The organism is Ferruginibacter yonginensis (genome assembly GCF_042651465.1).
Classification (GTDB): Bacteria; Bacteroidota; Bacteroidia; order Chitinophagales; family Chitinophagaceae; genus Ferruginibacter; species Ferruginibacter yonginensis.
Genome location: NZ_JBHSCZ010000001.1, coordinates 559,211 through 581,132, shown reverse-complemented (window position 1 = coordinate 581,132; position 21,922 = coordinate 559,211). Strand labels below are relative to the sequence as shown.

General features: G+C 34.6%; 17 protein-coding genes and 1 tRNA gene. 10 read left to right on the top strand and 8 right to left on the bottom strand.

Features of this window, described 5'->3' with window-relative positions:
* Positions 1 to 13 precede the first annotated feature (13 nt).
* The 3 genes from trpB (at position 14) to ACFOWM_RS02480 (ending at position 3,158) form a co-directional block, all read left to right on the top strand.
* Entirely contained in the window at positions 14 to 1,189 is a 1,176-nt protein-coding gene (trpB, locus tag ACFOWM_RS02490; RefSeq protein WP_379706639.1) for a tryptophan synthase subunit beta, read from the top strand.
* Positions 1,190 to 1,960 (top strand): tryptophan synthase subunit alpha, encoded by a 771-nt coding sequence (gene trpA / locus ACFOWM_RS02485; protein ID WP_379706636.1) that lies wholly within the window; start codon positions 1,190 to 1,192, stop codon positions 1,958 to 1,960.
* Positions 1,961 to 2,027: 67 nt separating this feature from the next.
* Entirely contained in the window at positions 2,028 to 3,158 is a 1,131-nt protein-coding gene (locus ACFOWM_RS02480; RefSeq protein WP_379706633.1) for a thioredoxin-like domain-containing protein, read from the top strand.
* A gap of 53 nt (positions 3,159 to 3,211) precedes the next feature.
* On the opposite strand, the gene ACFOWM_RS02475 is transcribed toward ACFOWM_RS02480, so the two are convergent.
* The 3 genes from ACFOWM_RS02475 to ahcY form a co-directional block, all read right to left on the bottom strand.
* Entirely contained in the window at positions 3,212 to 3,931 is a 720-nt protein-coding gene (locus tag ACFOWM_RS02475) for a pyridoxine 5'-phosphate synthase (RefSeq protein WP_379706630.1), read from the bottom strand.
* A gap of 87 nt (positions 3,932 to 4,018) precedes the next feature.
* Positions 4,019 to 4,471: an energy transducer TonB gene (locus ACFOWM_RS02470; protein ID WP_379706627.1), complete on the bottom strand. Its 453-nt coding sequence runs from the start codon at positions 4,469 to 4,471 to the stop codon at positions 4,019 to 4,021.
* Between the two features lie 201 nt (positions 4,472 to 4,672).
* Positions 4,673 to 6,001 carry an adenosylhomocysteinase gene (ahcY, locus tag ACFOWM_RS02465; protein ID WP_379706624.1) on the bottom strand — a complete coding sequence of 443 codons (1,329 nt, stop codon included), beginning with the start codon at positions 5,999 to 6,001 and terminating at the stop codon, positions 4,673 to 4,675.
* Between the two features lie 117 nt (positions 6,002 to 6,118).
* On the opposite strand from ahcY, the gene ACFOWM_RS02460 reads away from it, so the two are divergent.
* On the top strand, positions 6,119 to 6,625 hold the full coding sequence (locus tag ACFOWM_RS02460) for an Lrp/AsnC family transcriptional regulator (protein ID WP_379706621.1): 507 nt from the start codon (positions 6,119 to 6,121) through the stop codon (positions 6,623 to 6,625).
* Here ACFOWM_RS02460 and ACFOWM_RS02455 read toward each other — a convergent pair.
* The 3 genes from ACFOWM_RS02455 to ACFOWM_RS02445 form a co-directional block, all read right to left on the bottom strand.
* On the bottom strand, positions 6,608 to 7,111 hold the full coding sequence (locus ACFOWM_RS02455) for a GNAT family N-acetyltransferase (protein WP_379706618.1): 504 nt from the start codon (positions 7,109 to 7,111) through the stop codon (positions 6,608 to 6,610). The two genes, ACFOWM_RS02460 and ACFOWM_RS02455, sit on opposite strands and share 18 nt — an antisense overlap.
* Complete coding sequence (locus tag ACFOWM_RS02450) at positions 7,111 to 7,590, bottom strand: hypothetical protein (RefSeq protein WP_379706615.1); 480 nt, start codon at positions 7,588 to 7,590, stop codon at positions 7,111 to 7,113. Before ACFOWM_RS02450 ends, ACFOWM_RS02455 begins: the two co-directional genes overlap by 1 nt.
* Positions 7,591 to 7,684: 94 nt before the next feature.
* Positions 7,685 to 10,348 (bottom strand): valine--tRNA ligase, encoded by a 2,664-nt coding sequence (locus ACFOWM_RS02445; protein ID WP_379706612.1) that lies wholly within the window; start codon positions 10,346 to 10,348, stop codon positions 7,685 to 7,687.
* A gap of 215 nt (positions 10,349 to 10,563) precedes the next feature.
* On the opposite strand from ACFOWM_RS02445, the gene ACFOWM_RS02440 reads away from it, so the two are divergent.
* The 3 genes from ACFOWM_RS02440 to ACFOWM_RS02430 all read left to right on the top strand — a co-directional run bounded on the left by ACFOWM_RS02440 (position 10,564) and on the right by ACFOWM_RS02430 (position 15,045).
* The gene (locus ACFOWM_RS02440; protein WP_379706609.1) at positions 10,564 to 11,316 is read left to right on the top strand and encodes a DUF2490 domain-containing protein; all 753 of its coding nucleotides are present in this window, start codon (positions 10,564 to 10,566) and stop codon (positions 11,314 to 11,316) included.
* A gap of 52 nt (positions 11,317 to 11,368) precedes the next feature.
* A complete protein-coding gene (locus ACFOWM_RS02435) occupies positions 11,369 to 12,712 on the top strand; it encodes an exonuclease domain-containing protein (protein WP_379706606.1) in 1,344 nt (447 codons plus the stop codon).
* Positions 12,713 to 12,813: 101 nt separating this feature from the next.
* Positions 12,814 to 15,045 (top strand): Tex family protein, encoded by a 2,232-nt coding sequence (locus tag ACFOWM_RS02430; protein ID WP_379706603.1) that lies wholly within the window; start codon positions 12,814 to 12,816, stop codon positions 15,043 to 15,045.
* A gap of 33 nt (positions 15,046 to 15,078) precedes the next feature.
* Here ACFOWM_RS02430 and ACFOWM_RS02425 read toward each other — a convergent pair whose 3' ends face one another.
* Complete coding sequence (locus ACFOWM_RS02425; protein ID WP_379706601.1) at positions 15,079 to 15,372, bottom strand: ATP-dependent Clp protease adaptor ClpS; 294 nt, start codon at positions 15,370 to 15,372, stop codon at positions 15,079 to 15,081.
* 65 nt (positions 15,373 to 15,437) lie between these two features.
* Positions 15,438 to 15,512 (bottom strand) — tRNA-Val (locus ACFOWM_RS02420).
* Between the two features lie 151 nt (positions 15,513 to 15,663).
* Here ACFOWM_RS02420 and ACFOWM_RS02415 point away from each other — a divergent pair.
* The 3 genes from ACFOWM_RS02415 (at position 15,664) to ACFOWM_RS02405 (ending at position 21,910) form a co-directional block, all read left to right on the top strand.
* Complete coding sequence (locus ACFOWM_RS02415; protein WP_379706598.1) at positions 15,664 to 17,109, top strand: ATP-binding response regulator; 1,446 nt, start codon at positions 15,664 to 15,666, stop codon at positions 17,107 to 17,109.
* Entirely contained in the window at positions 17,110 to 19,356 is a 2,247-nt protein-coding gene (locus tag ACFOWM_RS02410; protein ID WP_379706595.1) for a cation:proton antiporter domain-containing protein, read from the top strand.
* A gap of 94 nt (positions 19,357 to 19,450) precedes the next feature.
* Positions 19,451 to 21,910 carry a TonB-dependent receptor domain-containing protein gene (locus ACFOWM_RS02405; protein ID WP_379706593.1) on the top strand — a complete coding sequence of 820 codons (2,460 nt, stop codon included), beginning with the start codon at positions 19,451 to 19,453 and terminating at the stop codon, positions 21,908 to 21,910.
* Positions 21,911 to 21,922 lie beyond the last annotated feature (12 nt).

The window sequence follows — 21,922 nt, the reverse complement described above, 5'->3', positions numbered from 1 at the left end:
TAAAAGCAAAGTGATGTATTCGAAACCTGATGCACATGGTTATTATGGGGAGTTTGGCGGTGCTTATATTCCTGAAATGTTGCAAGCTAACATTCATGAACTTTTAAATAATTATAAAAAAATTGCAGCAACAGCAGCTTTTAAAAAAGAGTTTAATGCATTGCTGAAAGATTTTGTTGGTAGGCCTACACCGCTGTATTTTGCCCAAAATTTAAGTAAGCAATATAAAACCAACATCTACCTCAAAAGAGAAGATTTATGCCATACTGGTGCTCATAAAGTAAATAATACTGTTGGGCAAGTATTGGTTGCATTGGCATTAGGTAAAAAACGCATTATTGCCGAAACCGGTGCAGGTCAGCATGGTGTTGCCACCGCTACTGTATGTGCGTTGAAAGGGTTGGAGTGTATTGTTTATATGGGTGAAAAAGATATACAACGGCAAGCCCCTAACGTTGCTCGTATGCGAATGTTAGGCGCTAAAGTTGTACCAGCAACTAGTGGTAGTAAAACGCTGAAAGATGCTACGAATGAAGCTATTAGAGATTGGATCAACAACCCCATTGATACCCATTATATTATTGGAAGTGTAGTAGGGCCACACCCTTATCCTGATATGGTTGCTACTTTTCAAAGTATTATTAGTAAAGAAATTAAGCAACAATTGTTAAAGCAAACGGGTAACGAATTACCTACGCATGTAATTGCTTGTGTAGGTGGTGGTAGTAACGCTGCTGGTGCTTTTTATCATTTTACAGAAGATAAAAAAGTAAAACTTATTGCTGTAGAAGCTGCAGGCTGTGGGGTGAATAGTGGTATGTCAGCCGCTACCACTGCATTAGGCACACAGGGTATTTTACATGGCAGTAAAAGTTTGGTGATGCAAACCACAGATGGTCAGGTTGTAGAGCCACACAGTATTTCGGCTGGGTTAGATTACCCTGGTATAGGCCCTATGCATGCGAACTTATATGCAACTAAAAGAGCCCAATTTATTAGTATTACAGATGATGATGCAATGAAAGCTGCTTTTCATGTATCAAAAACGGAAGGCATTATACCTGCTTTAGAAACTGCCCATGCGTTCGCTGTGTTAGATCAAATACCGTTTAAAAAGAAAGATGTAGTAGTGATTAATTTAAGCGGCCGTGGCGATAAAGATTTAGAAACGTATATGAAATTTTTGTAAATGCAAAACAAACTCACACAACTCTTTAAGCAACCAGCGCATAAACTACTCAATGTGTATTGCACAGCTGGTTACCCAACTATTGATAGTACTGCAACCGTTATGTTGTCATTACAAAAAGCAGGTGTAGATATGATTGAAGTGGGAATGCCTTATAGCGACCCCATTGCAGATGGACCTGTAATTCAAGAAAGCAACATGGTAGCTATTGAAAATGGCATGACGATTCAGGTGCTTTTTGAACAGTTACAGCAAATAAAAGAGGCGATACATATTCCTATTATTTTAATGGGCTATCTCAACCCTGTGTTGCAATTTGGTATTGAAAAATTTTGTAAAGCAGCTGCTGATGCCGGTGTTTCCGGTATTATTTTACCTGATTTACCCATGCACGAATATGAAACCATGTATCGTACTTATTTTGAAAAAAACAATCTGAGTTTTGTGTTCTTGATTACACCACAAACTTCAGATGAACGTATCAAAAAAGCGGATGCATTGAGTACCGGTTTTATTTATGCCGTTTCATCATCTGCCACTACAGGTACGGCAGTTGATAGTACGCAACAATTATCATATTTTAAACGATTGGCATCTTTAAAAATCAACAATAAAATTATGATAGGTTTTGGCATACATAACAAAGCTAGTTTTGATAATGCTGCTGCTTATGGTGCAGGGGCCATTATTGGTAGTGCTTTTATAAAAGCAATAGGGAAAAGCAACAATATTGCTAAAGCAGTACAAACATTTATAAAAAACATTCGTTAATTATTGATGTAATTCTTAACTACAAATGGGTTTTTAAAATTAAATTACATTCTTAAAATACTATTGCATGAAGCAGTTTTTGTTATTGGTTTTTATATCACCTCTATTGGCAACCGCTCAAGTGAAGCGTACAACTTCACCTTCTTCAAAAAATAATGTTGTAAATCCAAAAAGAACAGTAGTTAATAAAACTAAAACAGCTATTAAGGGATCCGTTGATGATGGTTTCAGCATTAGCGGTACTATCGATGGTTTAACTGATGGTACACCTATAAAATTACTTAATGGTAACAATGGTGCAGAAGAACAAACAGCTATTTATAAAAATGGTACTTTTTCTTTTAAAGGAAAAGTAAATCAACCAGATTTTAAAGCCATTGCTGTAAATGGACAACCTCCGTACCTCACATTGTTTATTGATAACAGTGCTGTACAAGTAAAAGGAAGTATTCTATCGCTTGAAAACGCTACAGTTACAGGTTCAGCATCGCACAATGATTTTATGGGGTTTGTTGTTGCAACAAAAAAGTATGAAGATTTATTTAACGGAAAAGGCAGGTTCAATGTTGGTTTTATGGATAGTGCTGCAAACGACATTGAACAATTTATAAAAAAGCATACCGGTTCACCTATATTGCCTTTAGCCATTTATAGGCATTACCAAATAACAGGTGATTATGTAAAATTAGAAGCCTTATTTAACGGGTTACCTTTAAACTTACAAACAACACCTATCGGGAATTATTTAGGTTTGCAAGTAGCACAAAATAAAGAAATACCTTACGGTAAACCATTGGGTAATTTTACACAGGCTGATACAAGTGGTGTAGAAATTAGTTTAGCCTCGTTCAAAGGTAAATATGTGTTGGTTGACTTTTGGGCAAGTTGGTGTGGACCATGCAGGGCTGAAAATCCCAATGTGGTGAACACTTTTGAGAAATTTAAAGATAAAAATTTTACAGTACTAGGTGTTTCATTAGATAGAGATAAACAAGCATGGATCAATGCCATTGCTACCGATAAGTTAACTTGGACACAAGTAAGTGATTTAAAATATTGGGGTAATGCAGTGGCGCAACAGTTCGGCATCCAAAGTATTCCACAAAATTTTTTGTTAGATAAAGAAGGTAATTTGGTAGGAAAAAATTTAAGAGGCGCTGCCTTAGAATATCGATTGAGTAAGGTAATTGGCCAATAACAAAAACGCACCAAACAAATTGGTGCTTTTTTTATAAATACTATGGTTTGTATTTAGTATGATAGTTGACGTTTATACAACTGAACGGTATTTTCTAGACCTAAATAAATAGCATCACAAATAAGGGCATGGCCAATAGACACTTCATGTAATACAGGAATGTGTTGGGCAAAAAAACGTAGGTTTTGCAAATCTAAATCATGCCCAGCATTAATACCCAAACCTAGTTCATGGGCTTTGTTTGCGGCTTTAATATATGGTGCAATAGCTTCGTTGGGTGATGCACTAAATTGCTTGGCATAACTTTCTGTGTACAACTCAATATGATCGGTACCGGTAGTTTTTGCAGCTTCAATCATTTCAATAATTGGGTCTACAAATATAGAAACCCTAATACCATTGCTTTTAAAAACGGCAATAATATCCTTTAAATATGTTTGATGTTCAATGGTGTTCCAACCATGGTTGCTGGTTAATTGCCCTCTTGCATCTGGCACCAAAGTAACCTGTTTTGGTGTGTTTTGTAATACCAAATCCACAAAACTTTGTTCAGTAGGGTTGCCTTCAATATTAAATTCAGTTGATAATACTTTTTTTAAATCAACAACATCTTTATATGTAATGTGTCTTTCATCTGGCCTTGGGTGTACTGTAATACCATGTGCACCAAAGCGTTCAATATCCAATGCTGCTTTTATAACATCAGGATTGTTACCACCCCTTGCATTGCGTAACGTAGCAATTTTATTTATGTTAACAGATAAATTCGTCATACTGCAAAAGTAAACCAACTATCACACTTATATGTGTGTCAATTTAAAGTTTTACAATTATGTTCGCAATACACCATATAATAGTTGTTACTTTGGAAATACCAGCTGCACATTATAATTATCAACCACAACTGTTACCATCGTATTATAAGATTGTGCTACTTTTTTACCTGAGGCTGTTTCGGCTGGCTGCCATTGCGGACTTTTTTTAATACATCGTTCTAATTCTTCTCCAAGCCCTTGGCCTTGTTTAAAACCACTTTTTACTTCTGAAATGTTGCCGTTTCTATCAATTACAAAATAAATGATTACAGCGTATTTACCAGATGGAAGTTTATTTGTAACGATGACTTTATTATTAAATTGGCTGCTTATAAATTGATGCCATGCTGTTTTTCCTCCACAAAATGAAGCATTGGTTTTAACTACAGGTAAATGAACTTGTATGTCGTTGTTTATGTTTTCATAATCCATACTTTTTGAAGGACTATCATATACTAAAGAAGGTGTTTTATTTTGAGCTATTGCTGTAGTTGTCACAATAATGCAAAGCAAAAAATTGTAGTTAGAGTGGTGATAATTTTCATTGATGCCGATTTTACATTAACAATTTAGGTAATTATTTGAAAAAAAATTCAATGTAGGTTTGCATTAAATTGCTTTAGCGAAACTTTAATGGTACTCATAAAAAAGCACCCATTCACATACATGAATGGGTGCTTTATATTGAAAACTCCTTGATTAGTAACGGTACATATCTGATTTAAACGGACCTACTTTTGAAATACCTAAGTAAGCTGCTTGTGTATCAGTTAATTCATCTAACACTACACCAATTTTTGATAAGTGTAAACGAGCTACTTTTTCATCTAAATGCTTTGGTAGTACGTATACTTTGTTTTCGTAATTAGTACTGTTTGTCCACAACTCAATTTGAGCAAGGGTTTGGTTGGTAAATGAGTTACTCATTACAAAGCTAGGGTGACCAGTTGCACAACCTAAGTTTACCAAACGACCTTCAGCTAAAACAATAATATCTTTACCATCAATTGTATATAAATCTACTTGTGGTTTGATGGTGTTTTTGGTATCGCCATAATTTGCGTTTAACCAAGCCATATCAATTTCAATATCAAAGTGACCGATGTTACAAACAATTGCTTTGTCTTTCATCACTTTAAAATGTGCTTCAGTAATTAAATCTCTACAGCCAGATGCCGTAACGATAATATCAGCTTCTTTAACTGCGTCAATCATTTTCTTTACTTCAAAACCATCCATTGCAGCTTGTAAAGCACAAATAGGATCAATTTCAGTAACAATTACTCTTGCACCAGCGCCACGTAAGCTTAATGCGCTTCCTTTACCAACATCACCATAACCACCAACAACAGCAACTTTACCAGCCATCATTACATCAGTAGCCCTGCGAATAGCATCTACCAATGATTCTTGGCAACCATATTTATTATCGAATTTAGATTTGGTTACTGAGTCGTTTACATTGATTGCAGGAATTGGTAAAGTACCAGCAGCCATACGCTCATATAAACGGTGTACACCTGTAGTGGTTTCTTCACTTAAACCTTTAATACCTTTTACTAACTCAGGGTATTTATCAAAAACCATATTGGTTAAATCGCCACCATCATCTAAAATCATATTTAACGGACGATCTTCGCTACCGAAAAACAATGTTTGTTCAATACACCAATCAGCTTCTTCTTGCGTTTGTCCTTTCCATGCAAATACACCTACACCTGCAGCAGCAATTGCAGCAGCGGCTTGGTCTTGCGTAGAGAAGATGTTACAAGAGCTCCATTTAACTTCTGCACCCAAAGCAGTTAAAGTTTCAATTAAAACAGCTGTTTGAATGGTCATGTGTAAACAACCAGCCACACGTGCACCAGCTAACGGTTTAGAATTGCCGTACTCTGCTCTTAAAGCCATTAAACCTGGCATTTCAGCTTCTGCAAGCATAATTTCTTTACGGCCCCATTCAGCTAGGCTCATATCAGCAACCTTGTTTTTAAGGTTGAAATCAATTCCTGTAAATGTTGTTGAACTCATTATTTTATATTTAGATTACAAAGGTAATTTAAATAGGAAAATATGCTGTGTATACGTTATTATTTAGGATAAATAGTAAAATTTTAGTAATTTAACAGCATAAACACGTAATTTACTATGCCAAAGTCAAGTTTAAAAGAACAGATGCCCAGTACAGCATTTTTGCAAGACGAAAAAGACATTGCTATTTTAGCTTTATTACAAGCCAATGCACGTATTACTGTGAAAGAAATTGCAGAAAAAATTCATTTAAGTACATCGCCAGTGCACGACCGTATCAAACGTATGGAAGCCAATGGGGTTATAAAACAATATGCTACGTTGGTTGATCATAACAAAGTAAACAAAGGCTTAATGGTTATTTGTTATGTTTCTTTAAAAGCTCACAGCAAAAATGCCGGTGTAAAATTTATTAACACTATTAATGAGTTGAATGAAGTAATTGAATGTTACAGTATTTCAGGTGAGTTTGATTTTATGTTGAAAGTAATGGCTGCAAATATGGAAGATTACTACAACTTTCATGTAAACAAGCTTAGCCAAATTGAAAATATTGGCCATGTACAAAGTGTATTTGTAATGGGAATAATAAAGCAAACACATCAGTTAGTGTACGATCGGTAAAGTCATAACGTAATCATCCATCACATATCCATTGCCTATATCAATTACTTCTTCTTTTGAAATGCTAAACCCCATTTTATTGTAAAAATGCAGTGCTTTGTTGTATTTGTTTACATTTAATTCTAGGCCTGTTGCACCTTGTTGTTTACAATTGTTAACCACTTGTAATAGCAATGCTTTGCCAATACCCCGGGTATGTAAAGTAGTGTCTACATACAATTTATGTAACCTAAAAAGTTGCGGAGTTTCGGTTGATTTTACGGAGAAAGAAGCATACCCAACTGGACTTTCATTATGATAGGCTAATAAAAATTGATGACCGTTTTTCATTTGTTGCAACAATGCTGTTTCACTATAAATTAATTGCAACATGTAATCAATTTGTGCATGTGATATTATGTCACCATAGGCATTAGGCCATATTGAGTGCGCTAAAGTTTGGATGGTTGAAATATCTGCGGTACTAGCGGTGGTAATAATCGTCATTATTTAATTAGCAATTTTAAATCAGGTGCGTACATTACACGTCCTTGCGCATCTTTAACAGTAATGGCAAAAAACAACCATTCTTCGCCTGGTTGAGGGTATTCTCTTACAAGGTCAACCCAGTTTTGTGGTAAAGGAGTTACTTTAAAAAAGCCTGCTTTTAATGCAGTGGTTTTGCTTGATTTGCCCGTATTTTCATCTTCAGTTGTTACTACTTTTTTGTAAGCAAATTGATATGATAAAAGGGTGTAGGGAACGTTTTTATCATCAATAATTTTTAATGGCATGGCAATAACAGTCTCTGATGTTTGTGGTGAAAAAGTGCTAGCGTCTTTATAAGTGCCAAGTGTAACTGTAAGTTTAGGTACTTTGTACGCTACAGGTTTTGTAGGCTTTACAGCAGGTTTGGTGCGTTGTGCCAATGCATGGGTATTAATAAAAAAGCTTGACAAAAACAATATAGCCATCAAAAATTTCATACAAAATATTTTTACGAATGTAAACATAAAAAAAACTGCTTATCGTTATTTTAACAAGCAGTTTTATTTTATAATTTTTGTTGTAGCTATTACATTATAAAGATTGTAAGCTTTCGTTGATGATGCTCATCTTCGCTAATGCATCTGCTTTTTTCTTTTGTTCTAACGCTAATACCTCAGGCTTTGCATTGGCTACAAATTTTTCATTACTTAATTTTTTATCAACACTTAATAAAAAGCCTTGTAAATGTTGTAACTCTTTCTCTAATGCTTCTTTTTGTGCGGCAACATTTAATGGTTGCGATGTTTCAATAAAAAATTTGTCTTTACCAATAACACTTGTAATAGTGCCTGCAACTGCATCATTTACAAAATAAATACCAGCCGCATTTATTTGTTTTGCAAGAATGTGTTCAATGGCTTTGTACGTAGCCGTATCACTCGTTTGAATATGTAATTGAATACTATCTTTTGGTTTAATTTGGTTTTTGTTACGAATATCTCTCAAACCACTGATGATATTTTTGAGTAACAAACCTTCATTCAAAATTGTTTGATTAGCAGCTTGTGTTGTTTGGTAAGTTGTTACCATTAAATCGGTAGTACGGGTGGCTAATACATGATAAATTTCTTCTGTAACAAACGGCATAAAAGGGTGTAACAATTGCATTAATTCTCCAAAAAACGCAATCGATTGTTCGTACACTATTTTATCAATTGGTTGCTCAAAGCCTGGTTTAACCCACTCTAAATACCAGCTACAGTAATCATCCCAAATGAGTGAGTAAATTACTTTTAAAGCCTCACTTAATTTAAATTGATTGAGTAAATCGTTTACCTCGTTGCTTACTTCAATAAGCCTGTTTTTGAACCATTGAATAGCAAAATTTTGTTCGATGTTGGCATCGTTTGTAGTAGTAGCTTGACGCTCTTTCCACATTTGCAAAAGCTTTAAGGCATTCCACATTTTATTGTTAAAATTTCTACCTTGTTCTAATGCATTTTCATCAAACAAAATATCATTACCGGCAGGCGACGCTATCATTATGCCGAACCTTACTGCATCGGCACCGTACTGATCAATAAGTCCTAATAAATCAGGTGAGTTACCTAATTGTTTACTCATTTTTCGGCCTTGGTTATCACGTACCATGCCAGTGAAATATACATCTTTAAAAGGCTTGGTACCTTTAAATGCAAAGCCAGCCATCACCATACGAGCTACCCAAAAAAACAAAATGTCTTGTCCGGTAACCAATGTAGTGGTAGGGTAGTAGTAATCTATTTCATTGTTGTTAGGGTTACTGATACCTTTAAAAACTTCAATAGGCCATAGCCATGAGGAGAACCATGTATCCAAACAATCTTCATCTTGCGCCAACCCTTCAGCAGGTACGGGTTTGTTGTATTGTGAAGAGTAAGCAATTGCCGCAGCTTCTTTATCAGCAGCCACCACAAAATTACCCTCCGCATCGTACCAAGCTGGTATTTGTTGCCCCCACCATAATTGACGAGATATACACCAATCCTTTATGTTTTCAATCCAATAACTGTAAGTGTTTTTAAGTTTTGAAGGATGCAGTTTAATGTCATCCGTTAAAATAGCATCAAGCGTTGCTTTGTTTTGTTCAATAAACAATTTCATGTTCATGAACCATTGTAACGAAAGCCTGCTTTCAATAATAGCACCTGTACGTTCACTTGTGCCAACTTGTCCTTTATAATCTTCTACCTTTTGTAATCGACCTAGTGCATCAATATCAGCAGCGATTTTTTTACGTAATTCAAAACGATCAATACCAACATAACTTTGTACCGTTTCGTTTGGTAAATCAGCTGTAAGTGCTTCGGCGGTAAACTTACCGCTTGCATCTAAAGTATTGAGAGATGCTAATTGGTGTTTGCGACCAATTTCATTATCATTTTTATCGTGTGCAGGTGTAATTTTTAGGGCACCGGTACCAAATGTTGCATCTACATAATCATCAGCAATAACAGGTATTTTTCTGTTGATGATGGGCACTATTACTTGTTTACCCACAAAAGCTGCATAGCGTTCATCAGTTGGGTTTACACAAATAGCTACATCACCCATAATGGTTTCGGGCCTTGTAGTAGCCACTGTAATGCTGCCTGTACCATCAACCAATGGGTAGCTTACATAATATAATTTTGAATCAACTTCTTTAAAAATAACTTCTTCATCACTCAATGCAGTTAAACTTACCGGATCCCAATTCACCATACGTAAGCCACGGTAAATAATACCATCGTTGTATAATTTTATAAAGATGGTGATGACTGATTGGTAATAATCATCATCCATTGTAAAAGCCGTACGATCCCAATCAAGACTGCAACCCATTTTTTTGAGTTGCTCTAAAATAATACCGCCGTATTTTTCTTTCCACTCCCAAGCATATTTTAAAAATTCTGTTCGAGTAAGTGATGATTTTGCAATGCCTTTTTCTCTCAACATGCCAACTACCTTGGCTTCTGTAGCAATAGATGCATGATCAGTACCTGGTACCCAACAAGCATTTTTACCTTGCATACGGGCCCTTCTTATCAAAATATCTTGTATGGTGTTATTAAGACAATGACCCATATGTAACACACCCGTAACGTTTGGCGGTGGCATTACAATGGTGTAAGGCTCACGGTGGTCAGGTACACTTTTAAAGTAACCTTTGTTCATCCAATGGCTGTACCATTTATTTTCTATTGATTGCGGCTCAAAATTTTTAGAAAGTTCCATGCTGTTAGCTTCTTTTTTACAAAGTGGCGAAGGTACAACTTCATATTTGTTTTTTATACAGGCAAAACTGCTTTCATAAGTAGTAACTACAATTTTATTCAGTTTCTTTTATGTTGTTTTTTAACATGCGCAACTCTAAATGTTAGGGTTTAATATTGGTATTTCACCAGCTATTTTAATACTTTTACAACATTTTATTATTTAAATAGATTGATTTGATATTTTTTAAAACATCTTTTTTCTCTCAAAAATTATGGACAGCTTGTATGGTGTTTTTGATGTGCTGTTCATTATCGCTGCAAGCTCAAAAAAAGGCACTGGGCAGTTGGAATGTATTAAATATGCGATACAATTTTAATTATAAGTGGAGCGGTTTTGCAGAAGCACAATTACGTTCATTAAAGTTTTATAATGATTTTAATTATTATGAATTTAAATCGGCTATACAGTATAAAATAAATGACCAAGTTAATGTTGGATTAGGATTAGGTACTTATCAAACCTACACAACAGGAGGAAATTTTAAAACACCCAAAGTAAATAACGAACAACGTATTTGGCCACAATTGCTGCTGAACAATGGTATAGGTCGTATTAAAATAGAGCAGCGATTTAGAACAGAACTTCGTTTTACAAGCAATGGTTACAGAAACCGATTTAGGTATAGGGTAGGCGCTATTTATCCATTCGGTAAATTTAAAAATAATGATCAACCCCTTAGTTTTAATGTAAGCACAGAAATATTTTTAAATAACAAAGCTGCTTATTTTGAACGCAATCGTTTTTTAGCCACTTTCAATTATAAACAATCTAATAGTGTTACATATGTTATTGGATATGTTAGTCAGTTTGATTACAGCTTAATCCGTCAATCAACTCAAAACTACATTCAAGTTGGTTGCTTCTTCGATTTGTCTAAGTATTTGCTGCGTCATACATTTTCTTCTTACGAAATCAATGAAAATTAATTAACTTAAATCCTAAAATATTTAGTAATTTGCAATAACTAAAATATAGCTTTTGTACGCAATTGTAGATATAGAAACCACAGGTGGTCATGCATCGTCAAACGGCATTACTGAAATTGCCATACATATACATAATGGCGAACGTGTTGTAAAACATTTTACCACGTTGCTAAATCCTCAAAAAGCCATACCACAGTTTATTACTGCTTTAACCGGTATTGATAATAGCATGGTTGCAAACGCCCCAACTTTTGATGAAGTAGCGCCCGTTATTTATGATATGTTGAAAGACGTTGTTTTTGTAGCCCATAATGTAAATTTTGACTACTCTTTTGTTTTTCATCATTTAAAAAAGTATGGTTATGTGTTGAATGTAAAAAAGTTATGTACAGTAAGGTTAAGCAGAAAAGTGATACCGGGTTTACCATCGTATAGTTTAGGAAAGTTGTGTGAAAGTATTGGTATTACTACACACAATAGGCATAGGGCAGATGGTGATGCACAAGCCACGGTACAATTATTTGAACATTTACTTGCACTAGGCGGCTTGTCACATATTGATAAAATGCTCAAACGTACATCTGCAGAGCATTGGTTACCCATACATTTAGACAAACATATTATTGATGCCTTACCTAATTCACCGGGAGTATATTATTTTCATAACAACAAAGGCAAAATATTGTACGTAGGCAAGGCTGTTGATATTAAAAAAAGAGTAACCAGTCATTTTACGCATAACGATGATGGCAAACGAAGGCAATATTTTTTGCAACAAGTCACTAATATTACCTATACTTTGTGTGCCAACGAATTACATGCTTTGGTATTAGAAAGTACAGAAATAAAAAAACTATGGCCGCCTTTTAATTATAGTCAAAAGCAACCCATGCAAAAATTTGCGTTGTATTGTTTTGAAGACAATGTGGGTTATAAACGCTTGGCCATTGACAAGCGTAAGAAAAACTTACCAGCATTGTATTGCTTTAATACATTAAATGAAGGTTTGGTTTTATTGCGAAAAATGACGGAGCAATTTGAATTAAACCAAAAGTTATGTTTTATTGATAAAACGGTTATTACTGCCGAAGAAAAATCAACCATAACACCACCACACTTATACAACCATAAAGTGCAACAAGCCTTAACTGCTTTAGAGCAACAACTACCAAGTTTTGCAGTGTTAGATGAGGGCTTAACACCCAATGATCAATTGTGTTTATTAATAGAGAAAGGTAGTTTTTGGGGTATGGGTTACATCAGTAATACTAGTACAGCGCTTGATATCAATACCATTAAAGAAAATATTGAACCTTATATGGACAATGATTTTATACGCAATACCATTTTTAACTACGCCGAACAATATCCTGAAAAGAAAATAGTTTTCAACTAGTTTTTATAGTTCAATTATTCAATTTTATTTAAAAAATCAATTTTTCTTTAATGCTGCAAACATTACTTTCGCAGCCTTAAAATTATTTTAATTTCACTTTTATGTTTGATCATATTATCGCTCAAAAACTCAATATTAAACCATCGCAAGTACACACCGTATTGCAATTGTTCGCTGAAGGTTCTAGTATTCCATTTATTGCTCGTTATCGAAAAGATGTTACGGGTGCTTTAGATGAAGTTCAAATTCAGCAAATACAAGATGAAAATAAAACCATGGTTGAGTTTGAAGAGCGTAAAACCTTCATAGAAAAAACCATTACAGAGCAAGGCAAAATGACGGATGCCTTGCAATCAAAAATAAATGAAGCTACTACCATTGCAGTGTTGGAAGATATTTATTTGCCCTACAAACAAAAGCGTAAAACAAAAGCCGTAGTAGCCCGTGAAAATGGGTTGCAACCATTGGCAGATGTGCTTTTATTGCAGCATGATGTTGATGTAGTAGCCGAAGCTAATAAATACCTCAACGATAAAGTACTTACTACAGATGCAGCTTTGCAAGGTGCAAGAGATATTATTGCAGAAACCATCAATGAAGATATGGTAGTGAGGGAAAAAATGCGTAAGCTTTTTGAACGTGAAGCTCGTATGAAAAGTACGGTTCAATCTGATAAAGAAGCGGAAGCAATTAAATACAAAGATTATTTTGATTTTAGTGAAAGCATTGCCACCATTCCATCGCATAGAATTTTAGCAGTATTAAGAGGTTTTTTAGAAGGGTTTTTAAAGTTATCTATTGAACCTACTGAAGAAATAGCATTAGAGCTCATTGAAGATTTATACATCAAAGGCATGAGCCCATGTAGTGAGCACATTCGTAAAGCTGTAAAAGATAGTTACAAACGTTTATTACAACCAAGTTTAGAAACAGAGTTTAGAACTGCATTAAAAGCCGCTGCAGATGAAGAAGCGATCAATGTTTTTGCTGAAAATTTACGCCAATTGTTGTTGAGTTCGCCTTTAGGTAGTAAACGCATATTAGCCATTGACCCTGGTTATAGAACAGGCTGTAAAGTGGTTTGTATTGATGAAAAAGGGGAGTTGCAAAAAACAGCCCTCATTTTTGTGAATGAAAAAAATAGATTAGCCGATGCTGAACATACCATACGTTCGTTGGTACAAACCTACCAAATACAAGCATTTGCTATTGGTGATGGTACGGCAGGTAGAGAGACAGAACAATTTATAAAGGGGTTGAATTTGAGCTTGCCTGTTTATTTAGTAAATGAAGATGGGGCAAGTATTTACTCAGCATCAGAAATTGCTCGATTAGAATTTCCTGATGAAGACATTACCATACGTGGTGCAGTAAGTATTGGTAGGCGTTTGATGGATCCGTTGGCAGAGCTCGTAAAAATTGATCCGAAGAGTATTGGAGTAGGGCAGTACCAGCATGATGTTAACCAACCACGATTAAAAGAAAAACTTGATCAAACAGTAGTGAGTTGTGTAAATATGGTGGGTGTTAATTTGAATACCGCTAGTAAACACTTATTGAGTTATGTAAGTGGTATTGGTAGTAGCATTGCTGAAAACATTGTGGCTTACCGAAAAACAGCAGGGAAATTTACTTCTCGTAAACAATTGTTGAGCGTACCGAGGTTAGGTGGTAAAGCTTATGAGCAATGTGCCGGATTTTTACGCATACCCGATGCTGAAGATGTATTAGATGCAAGTGCCGTTCACCCAGAAGCTTATGAGTTGGTACAACAAATGGCAGCAGATTTACAAACTAATGTGAATGCATTAATTGGTAATGAAGCCTTGCTTAAAAATATTGATGTAAAAAAATACCAATCAGATAAATTTGGTACCCATACAATTAATGATATTATTAATGAATTAAAAAAGCCAGGTTTAGATCCACGATCTGAAGCACAATTATTTGAGTTTGCACAAATATTTTCAATTGAAGATGTACATGTGGGTATGGAAGTGCCAGGCATTGTAACCAACCTAACAAGGTTTGGTGCTTTTGTAGATATTGGTGTAAAGCAAGATGGCTTGGTGCATGTTTCTGAAATTGCACATAAGTTTATTCAAGATCCATCGGAAGTATTGAAACTCAACCAACAAGTAAAAGTAAAAGTAATGGAGGTTGATGTGTTGCGTAAGCGTATAGCTTTATCAATTAAGCAAACCGAAGCAGCGCCTGCATCACAAGCATACAAATCAAAACCTGCGCAGCATAAAACATTCAATAAAGCAGCTGCACCACCAGCCAATATGCATGATGCTCTGGCCGCACTTAAAAATAAATTTCAACGATAATTTTATGAAATAAGGCATTGCGAAAGCAGTGCCTTATTCTATTGTAGCATTTATTAATCGTTCTGTAATGGCATCGCATTGCGGTTTCAATTCTTCGTAACTGCCTTTTTTAACTGAACATTTTCCTTTGGTGTGTATAATTAAGGCACACTGTTCTGCTTGCTCTTTTTGGTGGCCACATACTACCATCAATGTTTCAATAACCCAGTCAAATGTATTCACATCATCATTCCACACAATGAGATTTTGTGTATTTGATTCCTCAGTGAGTACATCCATTTCTTCATCAGGATGGTACAGTGGGTTGTATGAAGCTTGCGTTTGCATTATTGCAAAAGTAAAATAATTTTTAAAATTAAAAAGCCTCACATGATGCTGTGAGGCTTTGTTTGTGGGAGTTACAGGAGTCGAACCTGTGACCCTCTGCTTGTAAGGCAGATGCTCTAAACCAACTGAGCTAAACTCCCTTTATCATTTTCGGATTGCAAAGATAGGTGTAAATTTTATTCTACAAAACTTTTTTAAAACTTTTTTTAAAATTTTTTATTTGCATGAATTTGTATGATTATTGATGAGGTTTATAAAAATAAATAAACGCCATTTAAAAAAAATAATAACATGTTGCCAGATAATTTGCCTTATAAAATTTTAATTGTTGATGATGATGAAGATGATTTTTTTATAACCAGTCAGTACATCAAAAATATTAAAGGCAATACTTTTGAAGTAGAGTGGCGTTACAATTACAACAACGCCATGGATGATATTAACGCCAAGCGATATGATTTGTATTTAGTAGATTATTACTTGGGTGCTAAAACTGGTTTAGATTTAATTAAGGAAGCATTTGCCAATGGTTGCGAAGAGCCCATCATTATTTTAACCGGACAAAGCACTCCGGAACTTGATGCAGAAGCCATGCATGCTGGTGCTGTTGATTATTTGGTAAAGGGAGAAATTGACACCGAAAAATTAGAACGTTGTATTCGCCATGTTATGGAAAAAAGTATGGCAGTTAAAACACTCAAATCAAACGAGCGTAAGTTCAGGCATATGTTTGAGCGTTCAAAAGATGCAGTGTTTTTGATGGATGCTGATACGCTACATTTTACAGATGTAAATGCTGCTACTACCAATTTATTTGGTTATACTAAGGAATCATTATTCAGCATTAGTTTATTATCGCTTATTGTAAATAATAAAGATAAGCAACGAATTACTACAGCTTTAGAACAAGGTGAGGTTGAAGATTTTGAAATGATTATGCGTACCAACGATGGAAAAATTTTGTTTTGCATCGTATCATTATCAAAAGAAACGGATAATAATGGAAAGCCTTTTTTACAGGGTATTATTCATGATATCACTGCTTTAAAAAAAGCAGAAAAAAATAACCTTCGCTTAGAAAAACTTGGTATGGCAGAACGGTTGGTGCGTACATTGGCTCATGAAGTGCGTAACCCTTTAAACAACATCAATTTATCGCTAGAGCAATTAGCTGATGAAATTGATAATGAAGATGCGAATTTATATTTAGAAATTATTACCAGAAATAGTAAACGTATAGAAACGCTTATTACTGAATTATTAGGAGCATCAAAGCCAGAAATTATGCTTCAAAAAAGCAGTCTACAACAAATTATAAATGATAGCTTGGGTGTAGCTGCTGATAGAATGGTACTCCGTAAAATAAAATTACAACAACAAATTTTAGATGATGTAATGTATATTCAAGCAGATAAGGAAAAACTGCAAATCGCATTGCTGAACATTTACATCAATGCTATTGAAGCAATGGATGATGGTGGTACCTTAACAGTGGTGGTTAGTGATGATGGGCAATTTTACAAATTATTGATAACTGATACTGGTTGTGGTATATCAGAAGAAAATTTAGCTCGTTTATTTGAACCTTACTTTACAGCTAAAAAGAATGGGTTGGGGTTAGGACTTGCAGCTACAATGAATATTTTACAGTTACATCAAGCCACTGTAGAAGTAACATCTACCTTACAAGTAGGTACTACTTTTACTATTTTAATACCTAAAATTTCAACCGTATAGATGACGCATTTACCCATACTTATTACTGATTTGGCTATTATATTGGCAACAGCAGCGGTTACCACTATTTTGTTTAAATGGTTGAAACAGCCGTTGGTATTGGGTTACATTATTGCTGGTTTTATTGTGGGCCCTTATTTTCATGTTTTTCCTACCGTATCTGAAACAAAAAGTATTCAAACTTGGGCTGATATTGGCGTAATATTTTTACTGTTTGGATTAGGGTTGGAGTTTAGTTTTAAAAAATTAATTAAGGTAGGTGGTACTGCCATCATTACAGCTATTATAGAAGTGAGTGCTACCATTTCATTTGGCTTTTTGGCTGGTAAATTACTGGGCTGGTCAATGATGGATTGTATTTTTTTCGGAGGTATTTTGGGTATTGCTTCTACCACTATCATTATTAGAGCTTTTGACGAGTTGGGTTTAAAAAATAGAAAGTTTGCAGGTGTAGTAATGGGTGTATTGGTAATTGAAGATTTGGTAGCTGTTTTATTATTGGTATTACTTTCTACGTTAGCCGTAAGTAGCAGTGTAGAAGGCGATAAAATGTTGATAGCTGTAGTAAAGTTGGGTTTCTTTTTAACGCTTTGGTTTTTGAGTGGCATTTTTTTTATACCAACTTTTTTTAAAGTGGTCAAAAAAATGTTGAATAACGAAACCTTACTCATAGTAGCAATAGCATTCTGTTTGGGTATGGTTTATTTGGCAGATTTGGTTGGTTTTTCAGCAGCACTAGGGGCTTTTATTATGGGCTCCATTTTAGCTGAAACAACAGAAGGTGTAAAAATTGAACATTTATTAGCACCTGTAAAGGATTTGTTTGGTGCTATCTTTTTTGTATCAGTAGGTATGTTAATTGACCCTGCCGTATTGGTGCAACACCCCTTACCTATATTATTAGGCACCCTCATTTTGTTATTTATAAAACCACTTTTTGTATTAATTGGTGCCTTGCTTTCGGGCCAGCCGTTGCGTTCTTCTTTACAAGCCGGCATGACCTTATCACAAATAGGTGAGTTTTCATTTATAATTGCAACGCTAGGTTTATCATTAAATGTAACCCAATCGTTTTTGTACCCTGTTGCAGTAGCTATATCGGTTATAACATCCTTTACCACACCTTATATGATGAGGCTTTCTGAGCCTTTATTGCAAGTTGTTGAAAAAATATTACCAATGCGGCTGCAAAATAGCATTAACCGTTATAGTGCAGCTGCACAATCAATAACGCATGTAGGTGATTTTAGGAGATTGATCCGTTCTTTTTTAATGCACATCATCATTAATGCTGTAATAATTGTTAGCATAGTATTGATATCGCTTCGTTTATTACCATTGTTTTTTACACAAGTTGAAAAAGGAAATATTTTTATTACCTGCATCATCTTTTTATTATCGGCTCCATTTTTATGGGCATTGGTTGCTAAACGATCAGATAATATTGCATACTCCACTTTATGGCAACAAAAACGCTATCGTGGTCCATTGATAATGTTGGCAACAGCACGGGTATTGATAGCAGTTGTAATGATTGGTTTTATTTGTTCAATTTTATTTTCAACAGTTGTAGCATTGTTTTTAACAGGGGGTATTATAACGTTGTTAATAGTTTTCTCTAAACAGCTGAATACATTTTATAGTAAAATTGAATTACGTTTTATTAATAATTTTTACGAAAAAGAACAGTTGCAACAATTGCATGAACCTCCAAAAGCCTTGGCACCTTGGGATGCTCATATTGCATTTTTTGAGGTAGATGCTGATGCTGTTATTATTGGACAAACTTTGGAAGCTAATGCACTCAGAGAAAAATTTGGCATTAACATAGCCATGATTGAAAGAGGAAAAACGGTCATTGTTACACCAACTAAATACACCGTAATTTATCCTAACGATAAACTCACAGTTATTGGTACTGATGAACAACTGAAAGTTTTTAGATTATTTATGCAAACGGAAGCTAGCACTATTAAGCCATCTGTTCATAAAAAGCAACAAATTACATTAAAGCAGCTGATGTTGCAACCATCATCAAAATTTGTTGATACAACAATACAAGCATCACATATAAGAGAGTTGTCAAAGGGCATAGTTGTTGGTGTTGAACGTGATGGTGAACGCATTTTAAACCCTACGTCATCTTTTATTTTAAAAGCTTACGATACCGTTTGGATTGTTGGTAATATTGCTCGGTTACAAATTTTAACTGGAGAACGTATTCGTAAGAATGTAAAAAAAATATAATTTAAACCACTCTTCATGTAATTTTTCCCTTTGCCCATTTCATCTACTATAATGCATAAAGGTGCTAATACTTTTGCTGCATAAATTAAGGATGATGAAAAAAATATACACGTTGATTTGCATGTTAGTATTATTTACTACAGCGCATGCACAAAAAATTACAGGTAATATTATTGATGAACAAAATAAACCAATTGCCGCTGCAACCATTACTTTACTAAAGGCAGATGCTGTTACTAATGTAAAATTTGCTACAAGTTTAAAGGATGGTAGTTTTACCATCAATAGTATTGTTGCAGGAAATTATGTGGTAAAAATTACAAATGTTGGTAATGTAACAATTGATCGTAAAGTTGTGGTTGAAGACGGTAAAACAACCACATTGGGAAATATTGTACTTACCAAACAAACAACAGATTTAAATGCTGTAACAGTGGTTTCAAAAAAGCCAATTGTTGAAGTGAAGGCTGATAAAACAATTTTAAATGTTGAAGGAACTATTAATGCAACGGGTAACGATGCACTTGAACTGCTGCGTAAGTCGCCAGGTGTTATGGTTGATAAAGATGATAATTTAAGCCTAGCTGGTAAAAATGGTGTACAAGTTTATATTGATGGAAAGCCGAGTCCATTATCGGGTACCGATTTATCAAACTATTTAAAATCTGTACAATCATCACAAATTGAATCTATTGAGTTAATTACCAACCCATCGGCAAAATATGAAGCTGCTGGTAATGCAGGTATCATTAATATTAAATTTAAAAAGAATAAAAATTTAGGTACCAATGGTAGTGTAAATGCAGGTTATAACATCGGTATTTTTTCAAAATATAATGTTGGTTCGGCTTTGAATTATCGTAATGCTAAGGTCAATATTTTTGGTAATTACAATTTTAATATTGGATTAAACCAAAGTAGTTTTGTTTCAGAAAGACAACAAGCTGATACGTTTTTCTATCAAACCAATAAATTAAAATCATACAATGATGGTGCTCATAATTTTAAAGCTGGTTTAGATTATTTTCTTACAAAAAACAGTACCGTTGGTGTTTTGATTAATGGTAATATTGCTGATGGTACCACCAATACTGATGGGCCTATGCAAATTATTTACAAACCTACCAACACTATTGATAGGGTTTTGTATGCAACTGGCGAAAACCGTAATAAAAGAGAAAATGTAAATTTCAATTTGAATTATCGCTACGCATTGCCTACGGGTAAAGAGTTAAATATTGATGCTGACTATGGTTTTTTTAATTTGAAAGGCAATCAATTTCAGCCCAATAATTATTTTAATGCTGTAAATAATGCATTGCTTTATAGTAATGTGTATCGTACTGTATCGCCTACTAATATTGATATTTTTTCAGTTAAGGCAGATTATGAACAGCCATTCAAGAAAGGTAAGTTAGGTTTTGGTGGTAAAATTGGCTACGTAAAAACTGATAATGATTTTAGTAGGTTTACTGTTTTCGGCAATACGGATGTGTTTGATAAAGACAGAAGCAATCAATTTATTTACAAAGAAAACATTAATGCCGTTTATGTAAATTATAATAGGGCGTTTAAAGGTTGGGTATTACAAGCAGGTTTAAGGGGAGAAAACACTGTATCAAAAGGACGTTCATTGGGTTTACGTTACAACAATACTACAGCAGTGTATGATAATTACGACTCTACGGTGAGTAGAAATTATTTCAATGTTTTTCCGAGTGCAGCAGTAACGTTTAATAAAAATCCTAAAAGTCAGTTTGGGTTGAGTTTTAGTAGAAGAATTGATAGACCAGCTTATCAGGATTTGAATCCGTTTGAGTTTAAAATAAACGATTACACTTTTATGAAGGGTAATACACAGTTACGTCCGCAATACACTAGTAATGTAGGTTTAACACATACGTACCAGTATAAACTTACTACTCAGTTAACGTACAGTCATGTAAAAGATATTTTTACTCAATTGCCCGATACTACAGAGAAATCAAAATCTTTCATGTCGAAAAAGAATTTAGCTACACAAAATATCATCAGTTTAAACATTAGTTATCCGTTTTCAAAAGGTTGGTATAGTTTGTTTACCAATGTAAATTCATATTACTCAAAGTATGAGGCTAATTTTGGTGGTGGTGACCGTAACGTTAATTTAGATGTATTTGCTTACAATATTTTTATTCAAAACACTTTTAGGTTAGGCAAGGGCATTACTGCTGAGCTATCAGGTTTTTATAATTCACCTAGTATATGGCAAGGTATTTTTAAATCGAAAGCCATGTATAGTATTGATGCAGGTTTACAAAAACCTATATTCAAAGGAAAGGGTAATTTAAAAACCTCGTTTACTGATATTTTTAAATTGATGCGTTGGAGTGGTAGTTCAAATTTTAGTGGACAAGTGAGCACCGCTTCTGGTAGATGGGAGAGTCGTCAGTTCAGGATTAATTTTACCTACCGCTTTGGTAATAACCAAGTAAAAGCTGCTCGTCAACGTAAAGATGCGGTAGAAGAAGAACGCAAGCGTACACAAGCTGCTGGCGGTTTTGGTGGACAATAATTTTTTTTGTTT